We start from the raw sequence: 20613 nt of genomic DNA, 5'->3' as shown, positions 1-20613 counted from the left end.
TTGCGGCCTCATCCCATCGGTCAGAAGGTTCTACCCTCGCCCCGCGAATGGCATCTTGGTGGCCATCACCGTGTGGAACATGACATTGGCCTCCAGAGGCAGATTGGCCATGTAGAGCACCGACTGGCCCACGATATGCACGTCCATCAGCGGCTCAGCCGCTATCTGCCCGTTGGCCTGCTGCACCCCCTGCGTCATGCGCTGGGCAAGCTCCGTACCCGCATTGCCCACATCGATCTGGCCCACTGCAATGTCGTATTTGCGGCCGTCCAAAGACGCGGTTTTGGTGAGTCCGGAAACTGCGTGTTTCGTGGCCGTGTAGGCGATCGAATGGGGGCGGGGAGCATGCGCAGAGATGGAACCGTTGTTGATGATACGACCGCCTGGCGGCTGCTGCGCCTTCATCACACGAAAGGCCTGCTGCAGGCAATAGAACATGCCGTTGAGATTGGTGCCGACCACCCTGTGCCATTGCTCCAGCGGCAGCTCGTCAATGGGCACAGCCGGCGCGCCAACGCCAGCATTATTGAACAGCAAGTCCACTCGTCCGAAGGCCTCCACCGCTCGGTCGAACAAGGCCCGAACTGCAACGGGGTCCGCAACGTCGGTCGGAACCGCCAAGGCTTGCCCCCCGGCACTGGCTTCGGCAATCACCGAATGCAGCAACGATTCCCGGCGCCCAGCCAGGACCACACGCCATCCGTCCTTCAGCAAGGCCAACGCAGCGGCTTTGCCAATGCCCGACCCGCCGCCGGTCACGATGGCTACTTTGGATACATCACTCATCGACCATTCCTCATGCGACTTTTTTCAACGTAGCTGCGCATAACGTTCATCTGCGGGATTTGCGGCCCTTGGCGGGCGGTCCGGCACGCTTGCCAGTCGCCTTGGGCGACTGCTTGCGCGAGGAGCGCTCGTCGGTCGACGCCCGGGTGGCGGATTTGCCAGGGGATTTTCTGTTCGAGGGGCTGGCCGCATGCGCAGCGCGGTTGTCGGAGGAGCCTGCGCCCGCGGTTGCCTTGCCCTTCGTTGGCCGAGGGGGCGCAAGGTCTTCACCTTCCCGCATGAGCCGGAAATCGATCTTGCGGCCATCGAGATCCACACGGCTCACCTGCACCCGTACGCGCGAGCCGATCGCATAACGTATTCCGGTGCGTTCGCCGCGCAATTCCTGGCGGGCCTCATCGAACTTGAAATATTCACCTCCCAGCTCGGTGATATGTACGAGGCCTTCGACATACATGGCGTCCAACGTCACGAAAATGCCGAAGCTGGTGGCCGCGCTGACCACGCCGCTGTACTCCTCGCCCAGGTGCTCACGCATGTACTTGCATTTGAGCCAGGCCTCGACATCCCGGCTGGCCTCGTCCGCCCGGCGTTCATTGGCGCTGCAGTGCAGCCCTGCCGCTTCCCAGGCCTGTGTTTCACGGGTACTCACCGGTGCTTCCTTGCGTGGTTGCATGGTGGGCGCAGCAACGCGCGCAGCCAGACGCTTGGCCAGCTTGGCATGGGCTTCGCCAGGCGTGGGCAATGCCGGCAACCGGTATTTGGTTTTACCGAGGATGGCCTTGATCACCCGGTGAACCAGCAGATCGGGGTAACGGCGTATCGGGCTGGTGAAGTGGGTGTAGGCCTCGAATGCAAGCCCGAAATGGCCGCTGTTGATCGGCGTGTAAATGGCTTGCTGCATCGATCGCAGCAGCATCGTATGGATCTGCTGAGCGTCCGGACGGTCCTTGGTGGCGTCAGCGATGGCCTGGAAGTCGCCAGGCTTCGGATCGTCGCCAATGGACATACCCACCCCCATGGCCTTGAGGTAATTGCGCAGGATCTCCTGCTTCTCCGGCGTCGGTCCTTCATGCACCCGAAACAAGCCAGGCTGGCCACCTTGCGCGATGAAATCGGCACTGCAGACGTTGGCGGCCAGCATGGCTTCTTCGATGAGGCGGTGCGCGTCGTTGCGGGTGCGTGGAACGATCTTCTCGATGCGGCCGTTATCGTCGCAAATAATCTGCGTCTCGGTCGTTTCGAAATCCACAGCACCGCGCACATGCCGCGCAGCCAACAGGGCCCTGTAGACATCGTGCAGATTGAGCAGGTCTTTGACGCGGGGCTTGCGCTTCGTCGCCTCCGGTCCACGGGTGTTGGCCAGGATGGCGGCCACCTCGGTGTAGGTGAAGCGGGCGTGGCTGAACATCACCGCGGGATAGAACTGGTATGCATGCACATCGCCCTTGGCCGTGATGAGCATGTCGCACACCATGCACAGGCGCTCGACCTCAGGGTTAAGCGAACACAAACCGTTGGACAGTTTCTCGGGCAGCATGGGAATCACGCGCCGGGGGAAATACACGCTCGTCGCCCGGTCATAGGCGTCGATATCGATCGCACTTCCGGTCTCCACATAGTGGCTCACATCCGCGATGGCCACCAGCAGGCGCCACCCCTTGGCACGCCCGACCTTGGCGGGCTCGCAGTACACGGCATCGTCGAAATCACGCGCGTCTTCGCCATCGATGGTGACCAGCGGCACGTCCGTGAGATCCACCCGGCTGCGCTTGTCCTGCGCGCGGACCTTATCGGGCAGTGCCTTGGCCTGAGCCAAAGCATCGACCGAAAATTCGTGCGGCACACCGTATTTGCGCACCGCGATCTCGATCTCCATTCCCGGATCGTCCACCTCTCCCAGCACCTCGGTGATTCGACCGACCGGTTGCCCGAACAGGGCTGGAGGCTCGGTCAGCTGAACCACAACCACCTGCCCTGGCTTGGCCGCTCCGGTGGCTCCCTTGGGGATCAAAACATCCTGGCCATACCGCTTGTCTTCCGGGGCCACGAGCCAGACACCGCTCTCTTGAAGCAATCGCCCGATGATGGGCTGGTCGGGCCGCTCGACGATTTCAACCACGCGCCCTTCCGGACGGCCCCGGCGATCCTGGCGAACGATCCGGACACGCACGCGATCCTTGTGGAGCACGGCCCGCATCTCGTTGGGGGGAATATAGATATCGGATTCGCCGTCGTCTCGCTGCACAAATCCATGCCCGTCGCGATGCCCCTGCACACTGCCTTCGATCTCGTCTTCATTGCGCGCAGCAGGTGCGCCAGGGGTCGTTTTTTTGATATACAATCTGAGTCTTTCCTGAAATGCCCAGGTGGCGGAATTGGTAGACGCACTAGTTTCAGGTACTAGCGAGTAACATCGTGGAGGTTCGAGTCCTCTCCTGGGCACCAAGTTTAACGACAACCTGCAGGGTTGTCGGCCAAAAAAGCCGCTTCTTTTGAAGCGGCTTTTTTTATTGCCCGCATTCCCGGCGCATGGCATGGTCTCAACAATAAATTTCGCAACTCAGCCAGAGCCTTCAAAAAACACTCTATAATTCGAGTCTTTCCTGAAATGCCCAGGTGGCGGAATTGGTAGACGCACTAGTTTCAGGTACTAGCGAGTAACATCGTGGAGGTTCGAGTCCTCTCCTGGGCACCAAATTCAAAAAAGCCGCTGTGAAAACAGCGGCTTTTTTTTGCCCGATGCACCATGAACCTGACGTCATGGCTCGGCTCATTCCGTGATGGGCCGCTACGCCATCAGCGTGGCTGCGCAACCGGAGGCTGGAAATTTCTACCAACCACCAACCCGCAGTCCTCCATCGGCGGTTTGGTGGAACAGCAAGGCCGATTGGGCCAAACGGCCTTGCTGTGCTTCGCGCTTATTATTTACGCAGCAGGGTCTTCAACGCGTTCTGCAACCTGCGGGCGCTGGTTTCGTCGGTTGCACTTGCAAGCACCCGAGCCACATCCTGCCCCCAAGTCTGGACGGGCGTGGGATCATTTCGGCGGGTGAGCAACTGCAGTTGGAGTGCACGGCGGGCCTGCAACTGCTCCGCAGGGGTCGGCACCTCGGCCGCCATTTCCAGCCTCAGCAAAGCCTCCGATGCATCCCCTTGGGGCGCGGCAGAAACCGCCTGGGTCCATGCCGTGCGGACGGACGCTTGCACTCCCAGTTCCTGCACGCTGGGCAATTGGGCTGCGTCCCGTTTTTGCCAAGCGGCAATTAGCTGGGTGAGTGCCTCGCCATGTGCTTGCGCAGCCAGTTTGCGCAATGTGAGTTGCGCATGTTCGAATGCCTCGCGCTGGGCACGGAAAGCGCTGTCGCCCAAGCGAGGACCGCGGGCTTCCGAACGGTCCCCAAACCGATCACCCCGATCCCCGAACCGGTCGCCCCGAGCATCGCCACCCCGGCCCGGGCCGGAGGCATCGCGCGGACCACGTCCGTCTTTGCGGTCTCCCGGCCGTGCCGGACGGCCCGGTAGTGCAGGCGCATCTTTCTTCATACCCGGGCGATCGTCACCACGCACAGCCACCACGGGACGTGGTGCAGGCTTCGGCGCCGCGGCAGGCGGCGGAGCCTGATCTGCATCGGCGCCCTCTCCTTCCGAAGCCGCGGCCCCCTCTGCGGGTGCGGAAGTCACGTTGTCCGACGCAGCGGCTGGCCTGTTCTGCGCAGCGGAGGCTGCCGCTTCATTGGCCAATGCCTGTCCACGAAGTGCAGTTTCCAGAGCGACCATTGCGCCACGGATCTTTTGCGCATCGCCGCTGGCATTCGCCTCCTCGAGCGCCTTGGAGGCTTCCAACACGACGCGGTCCCGAGCGCTGATCTCGCCAGCCATCTTGTCCCGATCAGCAGATTTGCGATTGAACGCTTCGTCAATCGGCTTGCGGAAAGCATCCCACAATTTCTGTTCGTGCTTGCGGTCCAGTGGCACAGACTGCGCCTCGACCTGCCAGTGCTGCTGCAGTGCCTTCACCGCGTCGACCCGCAGTGTCGGCGCAGCACCCAAGGCGATTGCCTCGTCGATCAGCGCGTGCCGACGTGCCAGACTGTCCTTCTGCGCAGTTTCCAGCGGCGCGGCGGCGGCGGCCATGGCTTCTTTCCATTGGGGCTGCAGTTCGGCGAACACTTTTTCGCTGACATGACCGCCATCGCGCCACCGATCGCCGAACTGGTGGAGCGCACGGTTGACCGCCTTCCAGTCGGGCTGTCCGGCCGTTGCCTGGGCCACCGTCCAAGTTTTCACCTCGTCCAGCAAGGCCACACGCTGGGCTTTGTGTTCAGCCGCATCGGCCCGCACCTTTTCCAGCCACGCCTCGACCACCTTGTGGGCGGCATTGCAAGCCTCGTCGAATTTTTTCCACAGCGCATGGTTGGCCGGCCCCCCTTGGTCGGCCTGTTTCCACTGCTCGCGCAACTGGCGCAGCGTTTCCTGCATCTTGCGACCGCCCAAAGCCTGGCCTTCGGGACGTTGCAGCAACCCTTCCGCACGGGCCACCAAGTCTTCACGAACCTGGTCTGCGCTCCAGCGCTGCCAGCCTTCGAGTTCACCCGCCGCGACCAAAGCCGTGTGCACCTGCTGCTCCAATGCCGCGTCGATGTGCTTGCCATGGGTTTTCAGCACGCTGCGCAAAGCAGCCGCAGCGCCTGCGCTGGCTTTGCCGTGGCCTTCCGCCGTCTCACGCTCCAGTTTGACCAATGCGTCGCGCACGGCCTGCACGGCCTTGTCTCGCACTTCAGGATCCACCTTGGAGCGTGCAGGTGGCCGCGCGGCCGGCTGCGCCGCGGCGGCTTCCGATGGTTGACCACGGGCCACACGGAGCTCATCCGCCCACACGGGAACCGGAGGCAAGGCTGCCGCAGGATCTTCCGCCGCCGCCACCGCCTGAGCGACTGCCGGCTGGAATGCATCCCACACCACGAGAAGCTGGGTGCGCGAGGCATCCAGCAGCGGCGGGAAACGCGCTTCCACGCTGACCCAGGATGGGTCGTCTGTCAATTCCTGAGCCTGTTGCTGCCAGCGGCCCACGTCGGTGCGCAGCGCCTCCAATGCGGCCTGGGCATCACGCCAGGGCTTGGTGGAAAGCACCTCGATGCGCTGGGCCAGCAACACTGCGGCCTCCCGCTGTACCTGCACACGGTGCTGCAGATCTTCGATGACCTTCATGCGCTCTGCCAATTGCACCTTGAGCGACGCCAAAGGTTCCCGCGACAAAGGGGCACCCGCCTTGGCCGCGTCGCGCTGCCAAGCCAGCGCGTCGGCGATGTTCAGCTTGGCGGCAGCCAGCAAACCCTGCGCCTTTTCGGCCCACTCCGCAGCGATTGCCTCCTGGCCCTTGGCACGCCGGATTTCATCGAGGCGCTCGCGAACGGCACGGGCCGCGCCCTTGTCGCGCCCACTCAGTTCCTTGAACACCTCCTGCAACTGCTCCGGCGACGGCTGGGTCTGCAGCCATTCGCGGATGCGCGATGCCCTCTCTCCCGAGGTCGCGGCGGAAAACGCGCCGCCCGTCAGCGCATCCAAAGGATGCGGCTCGGTGTGCTTGGCCGGGGCCGGGTTCACTTCGGGTGCGTCAGACATTTTGTTGCGAGAAGAAAAGGGAAACATGGATTCAGGGGGTAAAAGGCCGTGGCCGAGGGAGCCAGCGCCTACAGGCAGCGCAGATGACGCCGCCGACAAGGGCGCTATTTTCGCCCGGTTTTAGCAAGTCCCCTACATGGGACGTTTTTATTCGGACTCAGCGGGCACATGGGGCCGTGGTTCAGACACTGGAGGGCTGAATATGGGGTGCCGCGCTGCAACTGCAATACGGCAATGTAGCCAACGGCCATGGATGGATGAAAAAGCTTGTTTCCACCGGATGCGCCCTGTCAGCGAGTGGACAAAGTGAGTTCGGCGTGGGGTGCGCCGTTCGCACTCTCCGAATCGATTTTCGGTGCGCCGACGAACAATCGTCCCAGCGCGACTTGCCGCCCCGCCAGATAGTCACGGACCGCTACCGCCCGTGCCTGTGCCAGTTCTCTCATCGCGTCATCGGGAATCGCCATGTCCGCCAATAACAAGGCTTCCATTTCTGGCACGGACAGATCCTTAGCCATGCCGACCAGATTGCGGGGCTTGGCCATGTCGGTGCGGCGATACACCTCCTTGAGCGAGTCAGCGTACTGCGGCGAATCCGGCGCCAGCGCCTGGAGTTCCGAAGGCGTTTGATCGCCCCGCGCAGCCATGCGGCGCGCTTGTGCCGCCACCCGGGACTGCAGCGCGGCCCGTTTCCAGCCCTCTTGTTCGGCCGCTCGCTGAGCGTGGCCAGCGACGGTCATGTTCAGTCCCGGTCGGTCCGAGAGTGCCTGTCCGATCTTGTCGAGCGTCTTTCGGGCTTCATCGTCCAGTGCCGCGCTGCCCGAGGCGAAGTTGACGCGATCCAGCTCAGAACTGCCCCCCCTCCATCCGGCCAGCAGGGAAAAGGGCGAAGTGATCGCCTTCATCATCAAGTTGCCCACCGCACGAAAAATCACCGGCCCCAGGCGGAACTGGGGGTCGTTCAGCGAGCCATTGATCGGCAGCTCGACGTCAATCACACCATTGCGGTCGGCCAGCAAGGCAACCGCCAGACGCACAGGCAAACTGGCCGGAGCACCCTCCACCGGCTCGCCAAAACGCAATTGGTTCAGCACGAGCTTGTTGCTGGCCGTCAATTGACCATCCGGCAGAACACGATAGTTGACGTCCATGCTCAGCTTGCCCCGCTCGATGCCATGGCCCGCGTACTTGATGCTGTAGGGCGAGAGAGGAGGCAGTTCCAGATCGCGCATCCGTCCCTGGATGTCCAGTGCCAAGGGCTTGGCCAGCGGATTCAGGCGCCCCGTGATGTCGAGCGAGGCGGAGCCCTGCGCCCGTCCGCGCAGTTGAAGTTCGGCCATGGCGGGCTCACCACCCTCTGCGGGGGGCGCGGAGGAAAAAGCTCCCAGGCGACCATTCAATTCGCTCAGGTCCGCTGAATAGTTGGGCCGAACGAACGAATCGGTAAAACGCACCGAACCGCCAGTGAGCACCACGGGGCCAAAACGCATGACCGGTGCCATTGCCGGATTGGCGGCCTGGGGCGGCGTCGAGCCGGCCGCTGCGGTGATGTCGGGGGAAGCCTCCGCTGTTGCCGATACACCGGGTGGCCCCTGGGCAGGCTGAGCAAGGTCCTGCAGATTGATGCGCCCATTCGGCTGAACGATGATGCGGGCAAAAAAGTCGCTCAACGCCGTTTCCTTGACGTCGAGCGCGGTTGGCTTTCCGGGCGCCAGGGTGAAATCCACCCCCTGCAGAGCCAGCGACTTCCAGTTCAGCAGTTCTTCCCCACGGATGGGTGCGGCACCGTCGACCGGTCCATTCGCGGCTGGGCGAACGGCCAGGGCCCTGACCCGCACGTCGTCCAGTGCAGCATTGCCCCGCACGCCGACGGCCGGTCCGTCGGCTTGCGCGGCATAACGCACCTCGCCATTGAAGCTGCCGAGGGCACGCACGACATCGACCGCCAACGGGTTGTCCACATACGGCTTGAAAGGATGCAGTGGCAGGCGGGACGCCTGCACCTTGCCCTGTGCCAGCAGGGGCGTCATCTGCACCGTTCCTTCGTAGGCCAGGTTGCCGGGATCTGTCCGCCCGGCCCCCAGGCGTGCCGACAGCGACAACGACACTGGAGGTGCGCCGGCATTCATAGGCCATGCCAAGCCCTTGGCCCGCATCTGGAAGGTGTCGAGCAGTACCGCCACAGGCTGTGCCTTGGCCGCATCGTTGAACGCCAGCGCTCCGCCGTCCACCGACACTTCGGCCAGTTGCACGCTCCAGCCGGGGGCGGCATCCGTCCGCGTTGCGGCGGTGACTGGCGCACGGCCTTTCCCTGCGGTGTCGGGCAGCGGCGTCAGCCAGCGCTCCGCCATCCAGCGCCCGTCCCCAGCGCGCTCCAGGCGCACTTTGGGCTGCGATGTTGCCACCCGCGCGATGGCAACGGTTCGCTGCGGCATCCGGATCAACGCATCCTCGACCTCGAGGCGGCCGATTTCAGCCCAGGCCGCGTTGTTGCGCAGGCCCAAGACCGTGGCGGTCCCCGCTGGGCAGTCCCGCCCAGCCGGAACGCAGGCCCATTCGGCGCGGTCCACCGACAGCTTGGCGATCTTTACCGCCCATGCGGAGCCGTTCCAGGCGACGCCCCCATCGGAATCCAGCGTTCCGTCCAGTTGGGGCTGGACCAGGTTGGCCAGGTACGGCCGGGCCATGGACAGCGGCCAGCCGCGGGCGGACACGGCCACGCGGCCCGATTGCGCCAGCACCTCCCCTTGAAGCAACAAGGTCGCGGCGTCGCTCCCCGCTTCCGATGACAGCCGGGCATCCGCGGTGAACTGCATTGGCCGGGTGAGTGGCAAGGCCAGCTGGGTCGCGCGCACCCGCAGGTCGCGTGCCGAGATACGGGCGGGCACCGCCGTACCCTCGTCCAGCCAGTCCACCTGCCCCCCGTTGATGGTCACCCGATCCACAACCATATCCCACGGCGCATCGGGAGCCGCAGTGGTCCCCGCCTTCGTGGCACCCTGGCCTTGTGCCGCGCCGCCCAGCAGGGCCATGCGCCCTTCCCGGTCACGCCGCACCGTCGCGTGCGGCCCGCGCCACTCCAGCGAGGCCACATGCACCTTCCGCTGGAAGGGCTGCAGCGCCGCTACCTGGGCGGTGGCCATGTCGAACGACAGCAGTGGGCCACCCTGTCGATCGCTCACGCGTGCACCATGGAGCTGCACGACGCCGCTCACCGAGAGAGCGGGTTCGGACTGTTTCTGGAACGTCAGCCGCAGATCGGCGTCCAGCGTGCCTTGCTCGATGCGCACCGGCATGCCGGGAGGAAGGTAGGCCAGGAACGGCTGCAGATCCAGCCCCTTGAACTGCAGCGTGGCTTCGGTGTCCCGGCTGTCCAGAAATGGCGTGCTCTGAGCCCCGGTCGTGAACGCCGTGCCATTGAGTTGAAAGGCCAGATGGGGCGCGACCTTCACGGTGCGGTCTGCCGGCAGGTTGCTCAGAAACGGCACGCTCAGGGAAAATCCACGCACGGTGTGGACCCGCTTTTGTGGCGCATCGCCGAAATCCACGGCACCGTCCCTCACCACGATGTTGTAGAACGAAAACCGCTGGGGCTGCGCATCGGGCGCGGCCGTCGCCGAGGATGGTGCCGAGAGCTTTTTCAGCAGGTCATCGAAGTCGGTCTGCCCAGCCGACGTGCGCGACAGACGCAATGTGGGTCCATCGATCTGCAGCGCGTCGATCACCGGCGCCAGATGCCAAAGGGACTGCAATTCTGCATCTATATAGAGGCGCTGAATTTCTAACTGGGGCTCCTTTCCCGAAGTGTCTGCAGCCATCCTCAGATCCCGCAGTTCCAGCTCCAGGGTCCATGGCTTGAAATCGATCTTCCCGACAGACAGTTCTCGCCCCAATTGCTCGGACACCTTGGTGTGCAGCACGTAGCGCAGCACGGTCGGAACCACGGCCCAGGCCAGCGCCCAGAATCCCAGCCAAGCCAGCAACGTCCACGCCACGCGGCGCACCCACGGGTTTTTGATGATCGAAAGCGCTTGCAGGGGCACGTCAGAGTCCGGTTTTCATTGCACAGATCATGGGATTCGAGCAGAAATCGGCCGGGTCAACATGTAACCAGTCGCAAAAAAGAAAGCCCGGTGGGATCTGTCGATCCGCACCGGGCTTGACGGCTGACACAACGGTCTTTTGCCATCATTTGCACCCTGGAGCTTGAACGTCCACGGGGCAGGAGGCAAGGTATTGCCTCCGGGGTCTGCCTTGGAAGTTTGCCCAGTCACCTTCAGTGCACTGCATGCGTCTGGAGGGCGGCTCCGCTTCGTCCGGCGATGCCTGAATCACTCAGGCAAGGCCACTTTAGCCAAGTTGGCGGACCACCACAAGCTGGATTTTCAATCGCCCTCCATGCCTCGATTGCATTCATCACGGCGGGGCTGCAGAAGCGGTAACGATGCCTCATGCAAGAGTGCCGATGCACCCTATAAACCTGTGTTTCCTACCAGATTTTTAAGATCGAATTGATCTAATGATCGGTTTTGTTAGTATTGACTCTGTATTAAGAGCCCTCCTAGAATCCGCGAGCCCTGAAAAACGGGGTTGACGATCTTCCATCCGCTGCCGATCCCGGCTAAGTCAGTTCGGTCATTGAACGCTCTCCGGAGGCAATGCGAACCTGATGGCGTACCAATCCAGGCGAGATGCCTGGCACGGCCTGGCCCCTTGTGGGCCACCTTGCTCAGGCCTCGACTCAGAAAGGAAAAGCTACATGACAGCGTTAGGAACAGTGGTCGCCGGAGTGCGAACGTTCGCATCCGATGTGATCGACGGTTTTCTTGAAATCACCCACAGCAGCTTCGCCCTCCTCGGCCTGGCTGTCGCTTTTGCCGTCATCACTTTGACCGCGCGTCCCGACCTGCGCCAGACCGGAGAGGAAAAGCTGATGGGCTGGCTGCAAGCCCGCCAGGTCGCGGTCATGGGCACGCCCATCGAGCCGGAAGCCAGCGAGCGCGCCACGGCGAGCAATCCGAAGGAACTGCCCAAGGAGCAGGCAGCCGTCACCTACTGGCTCAGCAAGAAGTACCGTGTGGCGCCGGAGCCTTTGGCAGTGCTGGTGGCCGAAGCCTATGAAATCGGCGGCAAGACCAAGCTGGACCCCACGTTGATCCTGTCGATCATGGCCGTGGAATCGAGCTTCAACCCCTTCGCCCAGAGCGCGGTGGGCGCCCAGGGCCTGATGCAGGTCATGACGAATGTGCACACCGACAAGTACCAGAATTTCGGTGGCCACTTCGCGGCCTTCGATCCGGTGAGCAACCTGCGCGTGGGCGTGAAGGTGCTGCAGGAATGCATCACCCGCGCCGGGTCCCTCGAAGGCGGCTTGCGCTACTACGTCGGCGCGGCCAATCTGCCCGACGATGGCGGGTACGCCGCCAAGGTGCTGGCCGAGCACTTCCGCCTGCGCCAGGTGGCCAGCGGCCGCTCTGTGCCCTTGCAACCGCCGGCTCCCGCCACGCCGGCTGCCCCGCCGATGCTCTCCACGCAGGCGCCGGCACAGACCGTTCCCGCCAAGGCGGCCGCCGAAGCGGAAGCCCCCAAGGCCAGCGCCGACAAGGTCGCGCTTCTCTCCGACCTTTGAACCGACGGTGCCCGACTTGGGGCATCGATTCATCCTCGGGCTCCAGGCCCGGTGCGGTCAGCTACACTCGCGGGGTACGCAACTGGCGATAGGCGCGGCACTCCACTGCCGCCGCTGACGTGGAAACCGACAGGGGTTCACCCCCTGTGAACCACTGGGGAGCGTGCCGCACGGGCTGAAAGGCCTGCTGTGTTCCGCCGTTCGCCTGGGCAGCCCTTGTTTCAAGGGACACCAGTTCATAGGACTGCCAACATGTACCAACGCAATATCCTCGTCAGCCAGGCCGACCCTGAAATCTGGGCCGCCATCCAGGCCGAAAACGTTCGCCAGGAACAGCACATCGAGCTGATCGCCAGCGAAAACTACGCTTCTCCGGCCGTCATGGCCGCCCAGGGCTCGCAGCTCACCAACAAGTACGCCGAAGGCTATCCCGGCAAGCGCTACTACGGCGGCTGCGAAAACGTGGACGTGGTCGAGCAACTGGCCATCGACCGCGTGAAGAAGCTCTTCGGTGCCGAAGCCGCCAACGTGCAGCCCAACTCCGGCTCGCAGGCCAACCAGGCCGTGCTGCTGGCCTTCCTGAAGCCCGGCGACACCATCCTCGGCATGAGCCTGGCCGAAGGCGGCCACTTGACGCACGGCATGCCGCTGAACATGAGCGGCAAGTGGTTCAACATCGTCTCGTACGGCCTCAACGACAAGGAAGAGATCGACTACGACGCACTGGAAGCCAAGGCCCGCGAGCACAAGCCCAAGCTGATCATCGCTGGCGCATCGGCCTATTCCCTGCGCATCGACTTCGAGCGCTTCGCAAAGATCGCCAAGGAAATCGGCGCGATCTTCTGGGTGGACATCGCCCACTACGCCGGCCTCGTGGTCGCGGGCCAGTACCCCAACCCCGTGCCCCATGCTGACGTGGTCACCTCCACCACGCACAAGAGCCTGCGCGGCCCGCGCGGCGGCATCATCCTGATGAAGTCCGAGCACGAGAAGGCCATCAACAGCGCCATCTTCCCCGGCCTGCAGGGCGGCCCGCTGGAACACGTGATCGCCGCCAAGGCCGTGGCTTTCAAGGAAGCGCTGGAGCCGGGCTTCAAGGCCTACCAGGAACAGGTCGCCAAGAACGCCAAGGTGTTCGCCGAGACGCTGATCGAGCGCGGCCTGCGCATCGTGAGCGGCCGCACCGAAAGCCACGTGATGCTGGTGGACCTGCGCGCCAAGGGTATCACCGGCAAGGAAGCCGAAGCCGCCCTGGGCAACGCCCACATCACCATCAACAAGAACTCGATCCCCAACGACCCTGAGAAGCCGATGGTGACCAGCGGCATCCGCGTGGGCACGCCGGCCATCACGACGCGGGGCTTCAAGGAAGAGGAAACGCGCCTCACGGCCCATCTGCTGGCCGACGTGCTGGACAACCCGCGCGACGAGGCCAACCTGGCCGCGGTGCGGGCCAAGGTGCACGCGCTGACCTCGCGCTTTCCCGTCTACGGCTGACCAATGCCCCGCTCTCCGCTCAGCGCCGCCTGCCCTGGCCCAACCGGGGCAAAACGGGCGCTGGCGCCAGCCTCGGCCCGCTCGGCGGCCCTTTTCCGCCGGCATGATGGAGGGGCCTTCCGATGAAGTGCCCCTTTTGCAGCCACCCCGAAACGCAGGTGGTGGAAACGCGGGTGGCCGAGGACGGGGATTTCGTGCGCCGCCGCCGCCAGTGCGGCGCATGCGACAAGCGCTTCACCACCTACGAGCGGCCGGAAGTGAACTTTCCGTCCATCGTGAAGAAGGACGGCCGGCGCATCGAATACGAACGGGCCAAACTGCTGGCCTCGTTCAACCTGGCGCTGCGCAAGCGCCCGGTCAGCACGGTGCAGATCGACAGTGCCATCGAGCGCATCGAGGAAACGCTGCTCAACCTGGGGCAGCGCGAAGTGCCTTCCAGCCAGATCGGCGAGTGGGTGATGCGCGAGCTCAAGAAGCTCGACAAGGTGGCCTACATCCGCTTTGCCAGCGTGTACCGCAGCTTCGAAGACATCGACGACTTCCGCGCGCTGGTGGACGAAGTGCGCAAGTAAGAATCGATGGCCTGGGGTCTTTCGGGCCCTCACCGCATGACTCCCATGTGGTGACAGCTATCGATTTCATAGCAAACGAAAAACGGCGCGCTGTCTGACAAGGCGGGCGGCCACGTGGCCGCCTCTGCGTTCTAAACTGGACCGCTTCGTCCGCCGGAGCGGTCTGCGTGCCCGGCGTCCTCGCTACGATCCGCGCCCGCCGCCCTCGCTCCATGGAATCCCAGCCGCCGATTTCCAACCATCCCACTTCGCCCGCATCCGCTGCCCAGACCCCCAGCGGGCCTGCCCACCGCCACACCTGGCAATTCTTTCGCGCCGGTGGCGTGGACCAGGTCACCATCCGCACCGGCGCCGACATCGCCCACCTGGCCGAGCTGGACCAGAAGCTCTGGGTGGCCCTGGCCTGCCCCACGCGCGGCATCGAGTTCGACCCACGCACGCTGGACCTGATCGACACCGACAAGGACGGGCGCATCCGCCCGCCAGAACTGCTGGCGGCCTGCGCCTGGGCCTGTGCCCGGCTGGGCGACCCCGACCTGCTGGCCCGGCCGGCCGATGCACTGGATCTGGAAGCCATCGACGCCACCACGGACGAGGGTGCCGCGCTGGTGGCGCAGGCGCGGCGCATCCTCGCGCTGGCCGACCAACCCGAGGCCACCACCATCACGCTGGCCCAGGTGCTGGAACGCAGCGAACAGCTGAGCGCCATGCGTTTCAACGGCGATGGCGCGATCACGCCGGACACGGCGCAGGATGACACGCCGGCGCGGGAGGCGATCGAGCAGATCATCGCCACGCACGGCAGCGTGCCCATCGAGCAGAAACCCGTGAAGGGCGTCCCCCAGGAGGCCCTGAAAGGGGTGGACCGCGCGCATGCCGAAGCCTTCTTTACCGAGGTGGCGAAATGGCACGCCTGGTCGGCCCAGGCCAATGACCGCACCGCCGGACTGGCGCTCGGCGATCGCACGCTCGCCGCCACGCAGGCGATGAACGCGGTGCGCCACAAAATCGACGATTTCTTCGCGCGGTCCCGGCTCGCCGCCTACGATCCGCGCGCGGCGGCGGCACTCAACCCCACACAGGAGGAATACGCCGCGATGGCCGGGGTCGATCTGGATGCATCGTCCCCCGCGGTGGCCGCCCTGCCCCTGGCGCCCATCGCGCCCCATGGCGCCCTGCACCTGGCGCGCGGCACCAATCCCGCCTGGGCCCAGGCCCTACAGACCTTCCGGGACCAGGCGGTGGAGCCGCTGCTCGGCCGCCCCGCCGAAGCGCTGACCGAACAAGAGTGGGAGCAGGTGCAGAAGGCCCTGGCCCCCTGCCAGCAATGGCTGGCCGACAAGCCGGCCACCCGGCTGGATGCGCTCAAGGACGATGCCATCCGCCAGTTGCACGAGAGCGGCGTGCGCGAGCGCGTGATGGCCCTGATCGAGCAGGACGAGGCCGAGAAGGCGCACAACACGCAGATGCTGGACCTCGAGAAGCTGCTGCGCTTTCGGCGCGACCTGCTCGTGCTGCTGAACAACTTCGTCTCGTTTTCGGCGTTCTACCAGCGCGAAGGCGCAATCTTCCAGGCCGGCACGCTGTACCTGGACGCACGCAGCTGCGACCTGACCGTGCAGGTGGCGGATGCGGGCAAGCACGCCAAGCTCGCCGGGCTGGCCAAGACCTACCTGGCCTACTGCGACTGCACGCGCAAGGGACAGAAGATGACCATCGTGGCGGCGTTCACGGCGGGTGACGTGGACTTTCTGTTCGTGGGGCGCAACGGCGTCTTCTACGACCGGCAGGGCCAGGACTGGGACGCCACCATCACCAAGCTGATCGAGAACCCGACCAGCATCGCGCAGGCGTTCTTCTCGCCCTACAAGAAATTCCTGCGGATGATCGAGGAGCAGGTGGCCAAGCGGGCCTCGGCCAGCGATGCGCGGGTGGAAAAGTCCCTGGGCGCCACGGCCGGGCAATTGGCCAACACGCCGCTCAAGGCTGGCGGCACCACGCCCGCCGCCTCCACCGTGGTGGAGCCCGGGCGCCGCACCGACGTGGGCACGGTGGCGGCGATCGGCGTGGCGCTGGGCAGCATCAGCGCGGTGCTGGTTGGCATCTTCGGCAAGTTCGTGGACCTGGGGGTGTGGATTCCACTGGCGCTCGTCGGCATCGTGCTGGCCATTTCCGGGCCGAGCATGCTGATCGCGTGGCTCAAGCTGCGCCAGCGCAGCCTGGGGCCGATCCTGGACGCGAGCGGCTGGGCCATCAACGGCCGCATGCGCATCAACACCCGGCTGGGAGGCTCGCTGTCGCAGACGGCCCGGGTACCGGCCAATGCGCGACGACTGCTGGACGACCCATTCGCCGAGTCGCGCCGGCCGGTGTGGCTGGCGTCGGGGGGATTGCTGGTCGTCGCCCTGCTGGCGGTGGCCGCCTGGCGCTGGTACCGGCTGGAGCATGCGCCGGCACCGGTCCCTGTCGCCGCCCCCGTTGCCGCCACGGGCAGCGCACCGGCCACGCCAGCCCCCGGTGCGCCGGCAGCGTCGGTGTCTGTGGCGCCCCCCGTGCCTGCCTCGGCCGCGCGCTGAGGCGCAGGCGGCCCGAGGGCCTCAGGCTCAGAGAAACGATGCCTGGATCGGCGGCACCGGCGGCTCGACGTCGCCGCACTGCCCGCGATGGCGCAGGGCATGGTCCATCACGACCAGCGCCAGCAGGGCCTCGGCGATGGGCGCGGCGCGGATGCCCACGCAGGGGTCGTGCCGGCCCTTGGTGATGACCTCGGTGCTCTGGCCGTGCACGTCGATGGATTCGCGCGGGCTGATGATGGAGCTGGTGGGCTTGATGGCCAGCGACACCTCGATATCCTGCCCCGTGCTGATGCCTCCCAGCACGCCGCCGGCGTTGTTGCTGGCAAAGCCCCGGGGGGTGAGCGAATCGCCGTGCGTGGTGCCGCGCTGCGCCACGCTGGCAAAGCCCGCGCCGATCTCCACGCCCTTGACGGCATTGAGCCCCATCATGGCGTGGGCGATGTCGGCATCGAGCTTGTCGTAGAGCGGCTCGCCCAGGCCGACCGGCACGCCCGTGGCCTGCACGCGGATGCGCGCGCCGCACGAATCGCCCGACTTGCGCAGCGCGTCCATGTAGTCCTCGTACGCGGACACGTCGGCGACCGGCGCGAAGAACGGGTTCTGGGGCACGTGGTCCCAACTTTCGAACGGAATGGCCAGTTCGCCGATCTGCGTCATGCAGGCGCGAAAGCGAACGCCGTATTTCTCGGACAGCCACTTCTTGGCGACCGCACCGGCCGCCACCGTGGGGGCGGTGAGCCGCGCCGACGAACGCCCGCCGCCGCGCGGGTCGCGGATGCCGAACTTGTGCCAGTAGGTGTAGTCGGCGTGGCCGGGGCGAAAGCTCTCGGCGATGTTGGAGTAGTCCTTGCTGCGCTGGTCGGTGTTGCGGATCAGCAGGGCGATGGGCGTGCCGGTGGTCTTGCCTTCGTACACGCCGGAGAGGATCTCGACCGTGTCGGCCTCGTTGCGCTGGGTGACGTGGCGGCTGGTGCCGGGACGGCGGCGGTCCAGGTCGGCCTGGATGTCCGCCTCGGACAGGGGCATGCCGGGGGGGCAGCCGTCGATCACGCAGCCGATGGCGGGGCCGTGGGATTCACCGAAGTTGGTGACTGCGAATAGGGTGCCGAGTGTGTTGCCGCTCATGGGGCGCGATTATCACCGAGCCTTGCGGCCCGGCCCGATCCATCCCACCTCGCGCTGAATGCTATTGAAAACATAGCAATCCAGGCAATCGATACCCCGGCATGGGGCCTGTTGGGCTTGAAGGGAGCGATCAGACCGCCGGGCGGGCGTCTTCCTCGGGCCAGTCGCGGATATAGGCCTTGAGCATCTTGTTCTCGAAGTTCTGGGCATCCACGACGGCCTTGGCGACGTCGTAGAAGCTGATCACGCCCATGAGCATCTTCTTGTCCATCACCGGCATGTAGCGGGCATGGCGATTGAGCATCATGCGGCGCACCTCGTCCATGTCGGTCTCGAGCGTGCAGGTGAGCGGGGCGTCGTCCATGGCCGTGCGCACGAGCAGGGTGCCGACCGAACCGCCGTTCTTCACCACGGCCTGGATCACTTCGCGGAAGGTGAGCATGCCCACCAGGTCCCCCAGGTCCATGACCACGAGCGAACCGATGTCCTTTTCGGACATGATTTCAGCGGCCTGGGACAGCGGCTCGTCGGCGTTGACGGTGTAGAGGGTGTTGCCTTTGACGCGAAGGATGTCGCTGACTTTCATGGGGGAGGTCTCCGTGGTGCGCGCCAGGGCGCTGCTGGCTGAATCCTGCGCAATATAGCCCACAATGCGGCGCTTACCCCCCTACAGAGGAGACACGGATGCCCGGTTACTCAGACCCTGGCTTCGACACACTGGCGCTGCACGCGGGCGCCTCGCCCGACCCGGCCACCGGGGCGCGCGCCGTTCCCATCCACCTCACGACGTCGTTCGTGTTCGAGTCGAGCGACCACGCGGCCGCGCTGTTCAACCTGGAACGCCCGGGCCACGTGTACAGCCGCATCAGCAACCCCACCAACGCCGTGCTGGAGCAGCGCGTGGCCGCCCTGGAAGGCGGCGTGGGCGCCATCGCGGTGGCCAGCGGCCAGGCCGCGCTGCACCTGGCGATCTGCACGCTGATGGGCGCGGGCGGCCACATCGTGGCCAGCACCGCGCTGTATGGCGGATCGCAGAACCTGCTGCACTACACGCTGGCACGCTTCGGCATCGAGACCACCTTCGTCGCCCCGGGCGACATCGACGGCTGGCGCGCCGCGGCGCGGCCCAACACCCGCCTGTTCTTCGGCGAGACCGTGGGCAACCCGGGCCTGGACGTGCTGGACATTCCCACGGTGAGCGCCATCGCGCACGAGGCCGGCGTGCCGCTGCTGGTGGACTCCACCCTCACCTCGCCGTGGCTCATGCGGCCCTTCGAGCACGGTGCGGACCTGGTGTACCACTCGGCCACCAAGTTCCTGTCGGGCCACGGGACCGTGATCGGCGGGATCGTGGTGGACGGCGGCAGCTTCGACTGGGAGGGCCCGCGCACCGCGGGGCGCTTCGCCGAACTGACCCAGCCCTACGACGGCTTTCACAACATGGTGTTCACCGAGGAAAGCACCGTGGGCGCCTTCCTGCTGCGCGCACGGCGCGAGGGCCTGCGCGACTTCGGCGCATGCATGAGCCCGCACACGGCCTGGCTGATCCTGCAGGGCATCGAGACGCTGCCGTTGCGCATGGAGCGCCACATGCGCAATACGCAGAAGGTGGTGGAGTTCCTGGCCAGCCACCCCTTCGTCTCGCGCGTGGGGCACCCGATGCTCGATTCGCACCCCAGCCACGCGCTGGCGCAAAAGCTGCTGCCGCGCGGCGCGGGATCGGTGTTCAGCTTCGACCTGAAGGGCAACCGCGCGCAGGGCAAAAAGTTCATCGAGACGCTGAAGGTCTTCAGCCACCTGGCCAACGTGGGCGACTGCCACAGCCTGGTGATCCACCCGGCCAGCACCACGCACTTTCGCATGAGCGACGAGGCGCTCGCCCAGGCCGGCATCTCGCAGGGCACGATCCGCCTGTCGATCGGCCTGGAGGACGCGGACGACCTCATCGACGACCTGCAGCGCGCGCTGAAAGCCGCAGAAAAGGCAGGTGCGTGATGCGCATCACCGTCAATGGCCACGGCACCTATTGCTACACCGGCGGCAAGGCGTTCGACGCGGCCAAGCCGACCGTCGTCTTCATCCACGGCGTGCTCAACGACCACAGCGTGTGGGCGCTGCAAAGCCGCTACTTCGCCAACCACGGCTGGAACGTGCTGGCGGTGGACCTGCCGGGCCACTGCCGCAGCGAGGGCGATGCGCCCGAAAGCGTCGAGCAGGCGGCCGGCTTCATCGCCGCGCTGCTGGATGCGGCCGGCGTGGCCCGCGCCGCGCTGGTGGGCCACAGTTGGGGATCGCTGATCGCGCTGGAGGCCGCCGCCCGCCTGCAGGACCGCATCACGCACCTGGTTCTGGTGGGCACCGCCTACCCGATGAAGGTGTCCCCCGCCCTCATCGAGTCGGCCCTGAACACGCCCGAGAAGGCGCTGCGCATGGTGAACGTGTTCTCGCGCAGCACGCTGGCCTCGCCATCGGGCGCGGGCTTCTGGGCCTATGGCGCGGGCATGGCCCTGGGTCGCCGCGTGCTGCGCAGCAACCCGGCCGTGAACGTGTTCCACCGCGGCTTTCTGGCCTGCGACCGCTATGCAGGCGGCGAGGCGGCCATCACGCAGATCACCTGCCCGGTGCTGTTCGCCCTGGGCGCGCACGACCAGATGACGAACCCGAAGGCGGCGCAGGGCCTGATCGCGGCGGCGCGCGCGGCCGGCAAGGCGGTGCAGGTGGCAAGCCTGCCGGTCGGCCACCACCAGATGACGGAGGCGCCGGACGCCACGTTGTTCGCGATCCGGGACTTCCTCGCGGCCTAG

The 20613-nt window shown here is 65.5% G+C and carries 12 protein-coding genes, 2 tRNA genes and 1 riboswitch; of the genes, 8 read left to right on the top strand and 6 right to left on the bottom strand.

The features are described from left to right. Nucleotides 1–30 precede the first annotated feature (30 nt). Both AVKW3434_RS00820 and rnr read right to left on the bottom strand, forming a co-directional pair. Nucleotides 31–786, bottom strand: coding sequence for an SDR family oxidoreductase (locus AVKW3434_RS00820; protein WP_284403581.1), 756 nt, complete (start codon nucleotides 784–786; stop codon nucleotides 31–33). Nucleotides 787–832: 46 nt separating this feature from the next. Beyond that, entirely contained in the window at nucleotides 833–3130 is a 2298-nt protein-coding gene (gene rnr, locus AVKW3434_RS00815; protein ID WP_284403579.1) for a ribonuclease R, read from the bottom strand. A 19-nt stretch (nucleotides 3131–3149) separates the two neighbouring features. Between rnr and AVKW3434_RS00810 the strand changes: the two genes are divergently transcribed. Beyond that, a tRNA-Leu gene (locus tag AVKW3434_RS00810) sits at nucleotides 3150–3234 on the top strand. 165 nt (nucleotides 3235–3399) lie between these two features. Then, nucleotides 3400–3484: transfer RNA gene (locus tag AVKW3434_RS00805), tRNA-Leu, on the top strand. Between the two features lie 226 nt (nucleotides 3485–3710). On the opposite strand, the gene AVKW3434_RS00800 is transcribed toward AVKW3434_RS00805, so the two are convergent. Further along, a complete protein-coding gene (locus tag AVKW3434_RS00800) occupies nucleotides 3711–6437 on the bottom strand; it encodes a DUF349 domain-containing protein (RefSeq protein ID WP_284403576.1) in 2727 nt (908 codons plus the stop codon). 263 nt (nucleotides 6438–6700) lie between these two features. Continuing rightward, nucleotides 6701–10453, bottom strand: a complete 3753-nt coding sequence (locus tag AVKW3434_RS00795) for a DUF748 domain-containing protein (RefSeq protein WP_284403573.1) — start codon at nucleotides 10451–10453, stop codon at nucleotides 6701–6703. 716 nt (nucleotides 10454–11169) lie between these two features. Here AVKW3434_RS00795 and AVKW3434_RS00790 point away from each other — a divergent pair. The 4 genes from AVKW3434_RS00790 (at nucleotide 11170) to AVKW3434_RS00775 (ending at nucleotide 16684) form a co-directional block, all read left to right on the top strand. Next, the gene (locus AVKW3434_RS00790; protein WP_284401787.1) at nucleotides 11170–12039 is read left to right on the top strand and encodes a lytic transglycosylase domain-containing protein; all 870 of its coding nucleotides are present in this window, start codon (nucleotides 11170–11172) and stop codon (nucleotides 12037–12039) included. A 68-nt stretch (nucleotides 12040–12107) separates the two neighbouring features. After that, nucleotides 12108–12257, top strand: a riboswitch (ZMP/ZTP riboswitch). A 34-nt stretch (nucleotides 12258–12291) separates the two neighbouring features. Beyond that, nucleotides 12292–13536: a serine hydroxymethyltransferase gene (glyA, locus tag AVKW3434_RS00785; protein WP_272563963.1), complete on the top strand. Its 1245-nt coding sequence runs from the start codon at nucleotides 12292–12294 to the stop codon at nucleotides 13534–13536. Between the two features lie 122 nt (nucleotides 13537–13658). Continuing rightward, nucleotides 13659–14108 (top strand): transcriptional regulator NrdR, encoded by a 450-nt coding sequence (gene nrdR / locus AVKW3434_RS00780; protein WP_272563964.1) that lies wholly within the window; start codon nucleotides 13659–13661, stop codon nucleotides 14106–14108. A gap of 212 nt (nucleotides 14109–14320) precedes the next feature. Further along, nucleotides 14321–16684 (top strand): hypothetical protein, encoded by a 2364-nt coding sequence (locus AVKW3434_RS00775; RefSeq protein ID WP_284403571.1) that lies wholly within the window; start codon nucleotides 14321–14323, stop codon nucleotides 16682–16684. A 27-nt stretch (nucleotides 16685–16711) separates the two neighbouring features. Here the strand turns inward: AVKW3434_RS00775 and aroC are convergent, their stop codons facing one another. Both aroC and AVKW3434_RS00765 read right to left on the bottom strand, forming a co-directional pair. Further along, nucleotides 16712–17809: a chorismate synthase gene (aroC, locus tag AVKW3434_RS00770; RefSeq protein ID WP_272563966.1), complete on the bottom strand. Its 1098-nt coding sequence runs from the start codon at nucleotides 17807–17809 to the stop codon at nucleotides 16712–16714. Between the two features lie 130 nt (nucleotides 17810–17939). Next, nucleotides 17940–18395, bottom strand: a complete 456-nt coding sequence (locus tag AVKW3434_RS00765) for a CBS domain-containing protein (RefSeq protein WP_272563967.1) — start codon at nucleotides 18393–18395, stop codon at nucleotides 17940–17942. Between the two features lie 98 nt (nucleotides 18396–18493). Here AVKW3434_RS00765 and AVKW3434_RS00760 point away from each other — a divergent pair, with 98 nt between their 5' ends. Both AVKW3434_RS00760 and AVKW3434_RS00755 read left to right on the top strand, forming a co-directional pair. Further along, nucleotides 18494–19804 (top strand): O-acetylhomoserine aminocarboxypropyltransferase, encoded by a 1311-nt coding sequence (locus AVKW3434_RS00760; RefSeq protein ID WP_284403569.1) that lies wholly within the window; start codon nucleotides 18494–18496, stop codon nucleotides 19802–19804. Then, nucleotides 19804–20613 (top strand): alpha/beta fold hydrolase, encoded by an 810-nt coding sequence (locus AVKW3434_RS00755; protein WP_284403567.1) that lies wholly within the window; start codon nucleotides 19804–19806, stop codon nucleotides 20611–20613. Before AVKW3434_RS00760 ends, AVKW3434_RS00755 begins: the two co-directional genes overlap by 1 nt.

It is taken from the genome of Acidovorax sp. SUPP3434, from assembly GCF_030159015.1.
Lineage (GTDB): Bacteria > Pseudomonadota > Gammaproteobacteria > Burkholderiales > Burkholderiaceae_C > Paracidovorax.
Note: the sequence above shows the minus strand (reverse complement) of the source record. Positions and strands in the feature narration are given on the sequence as shown.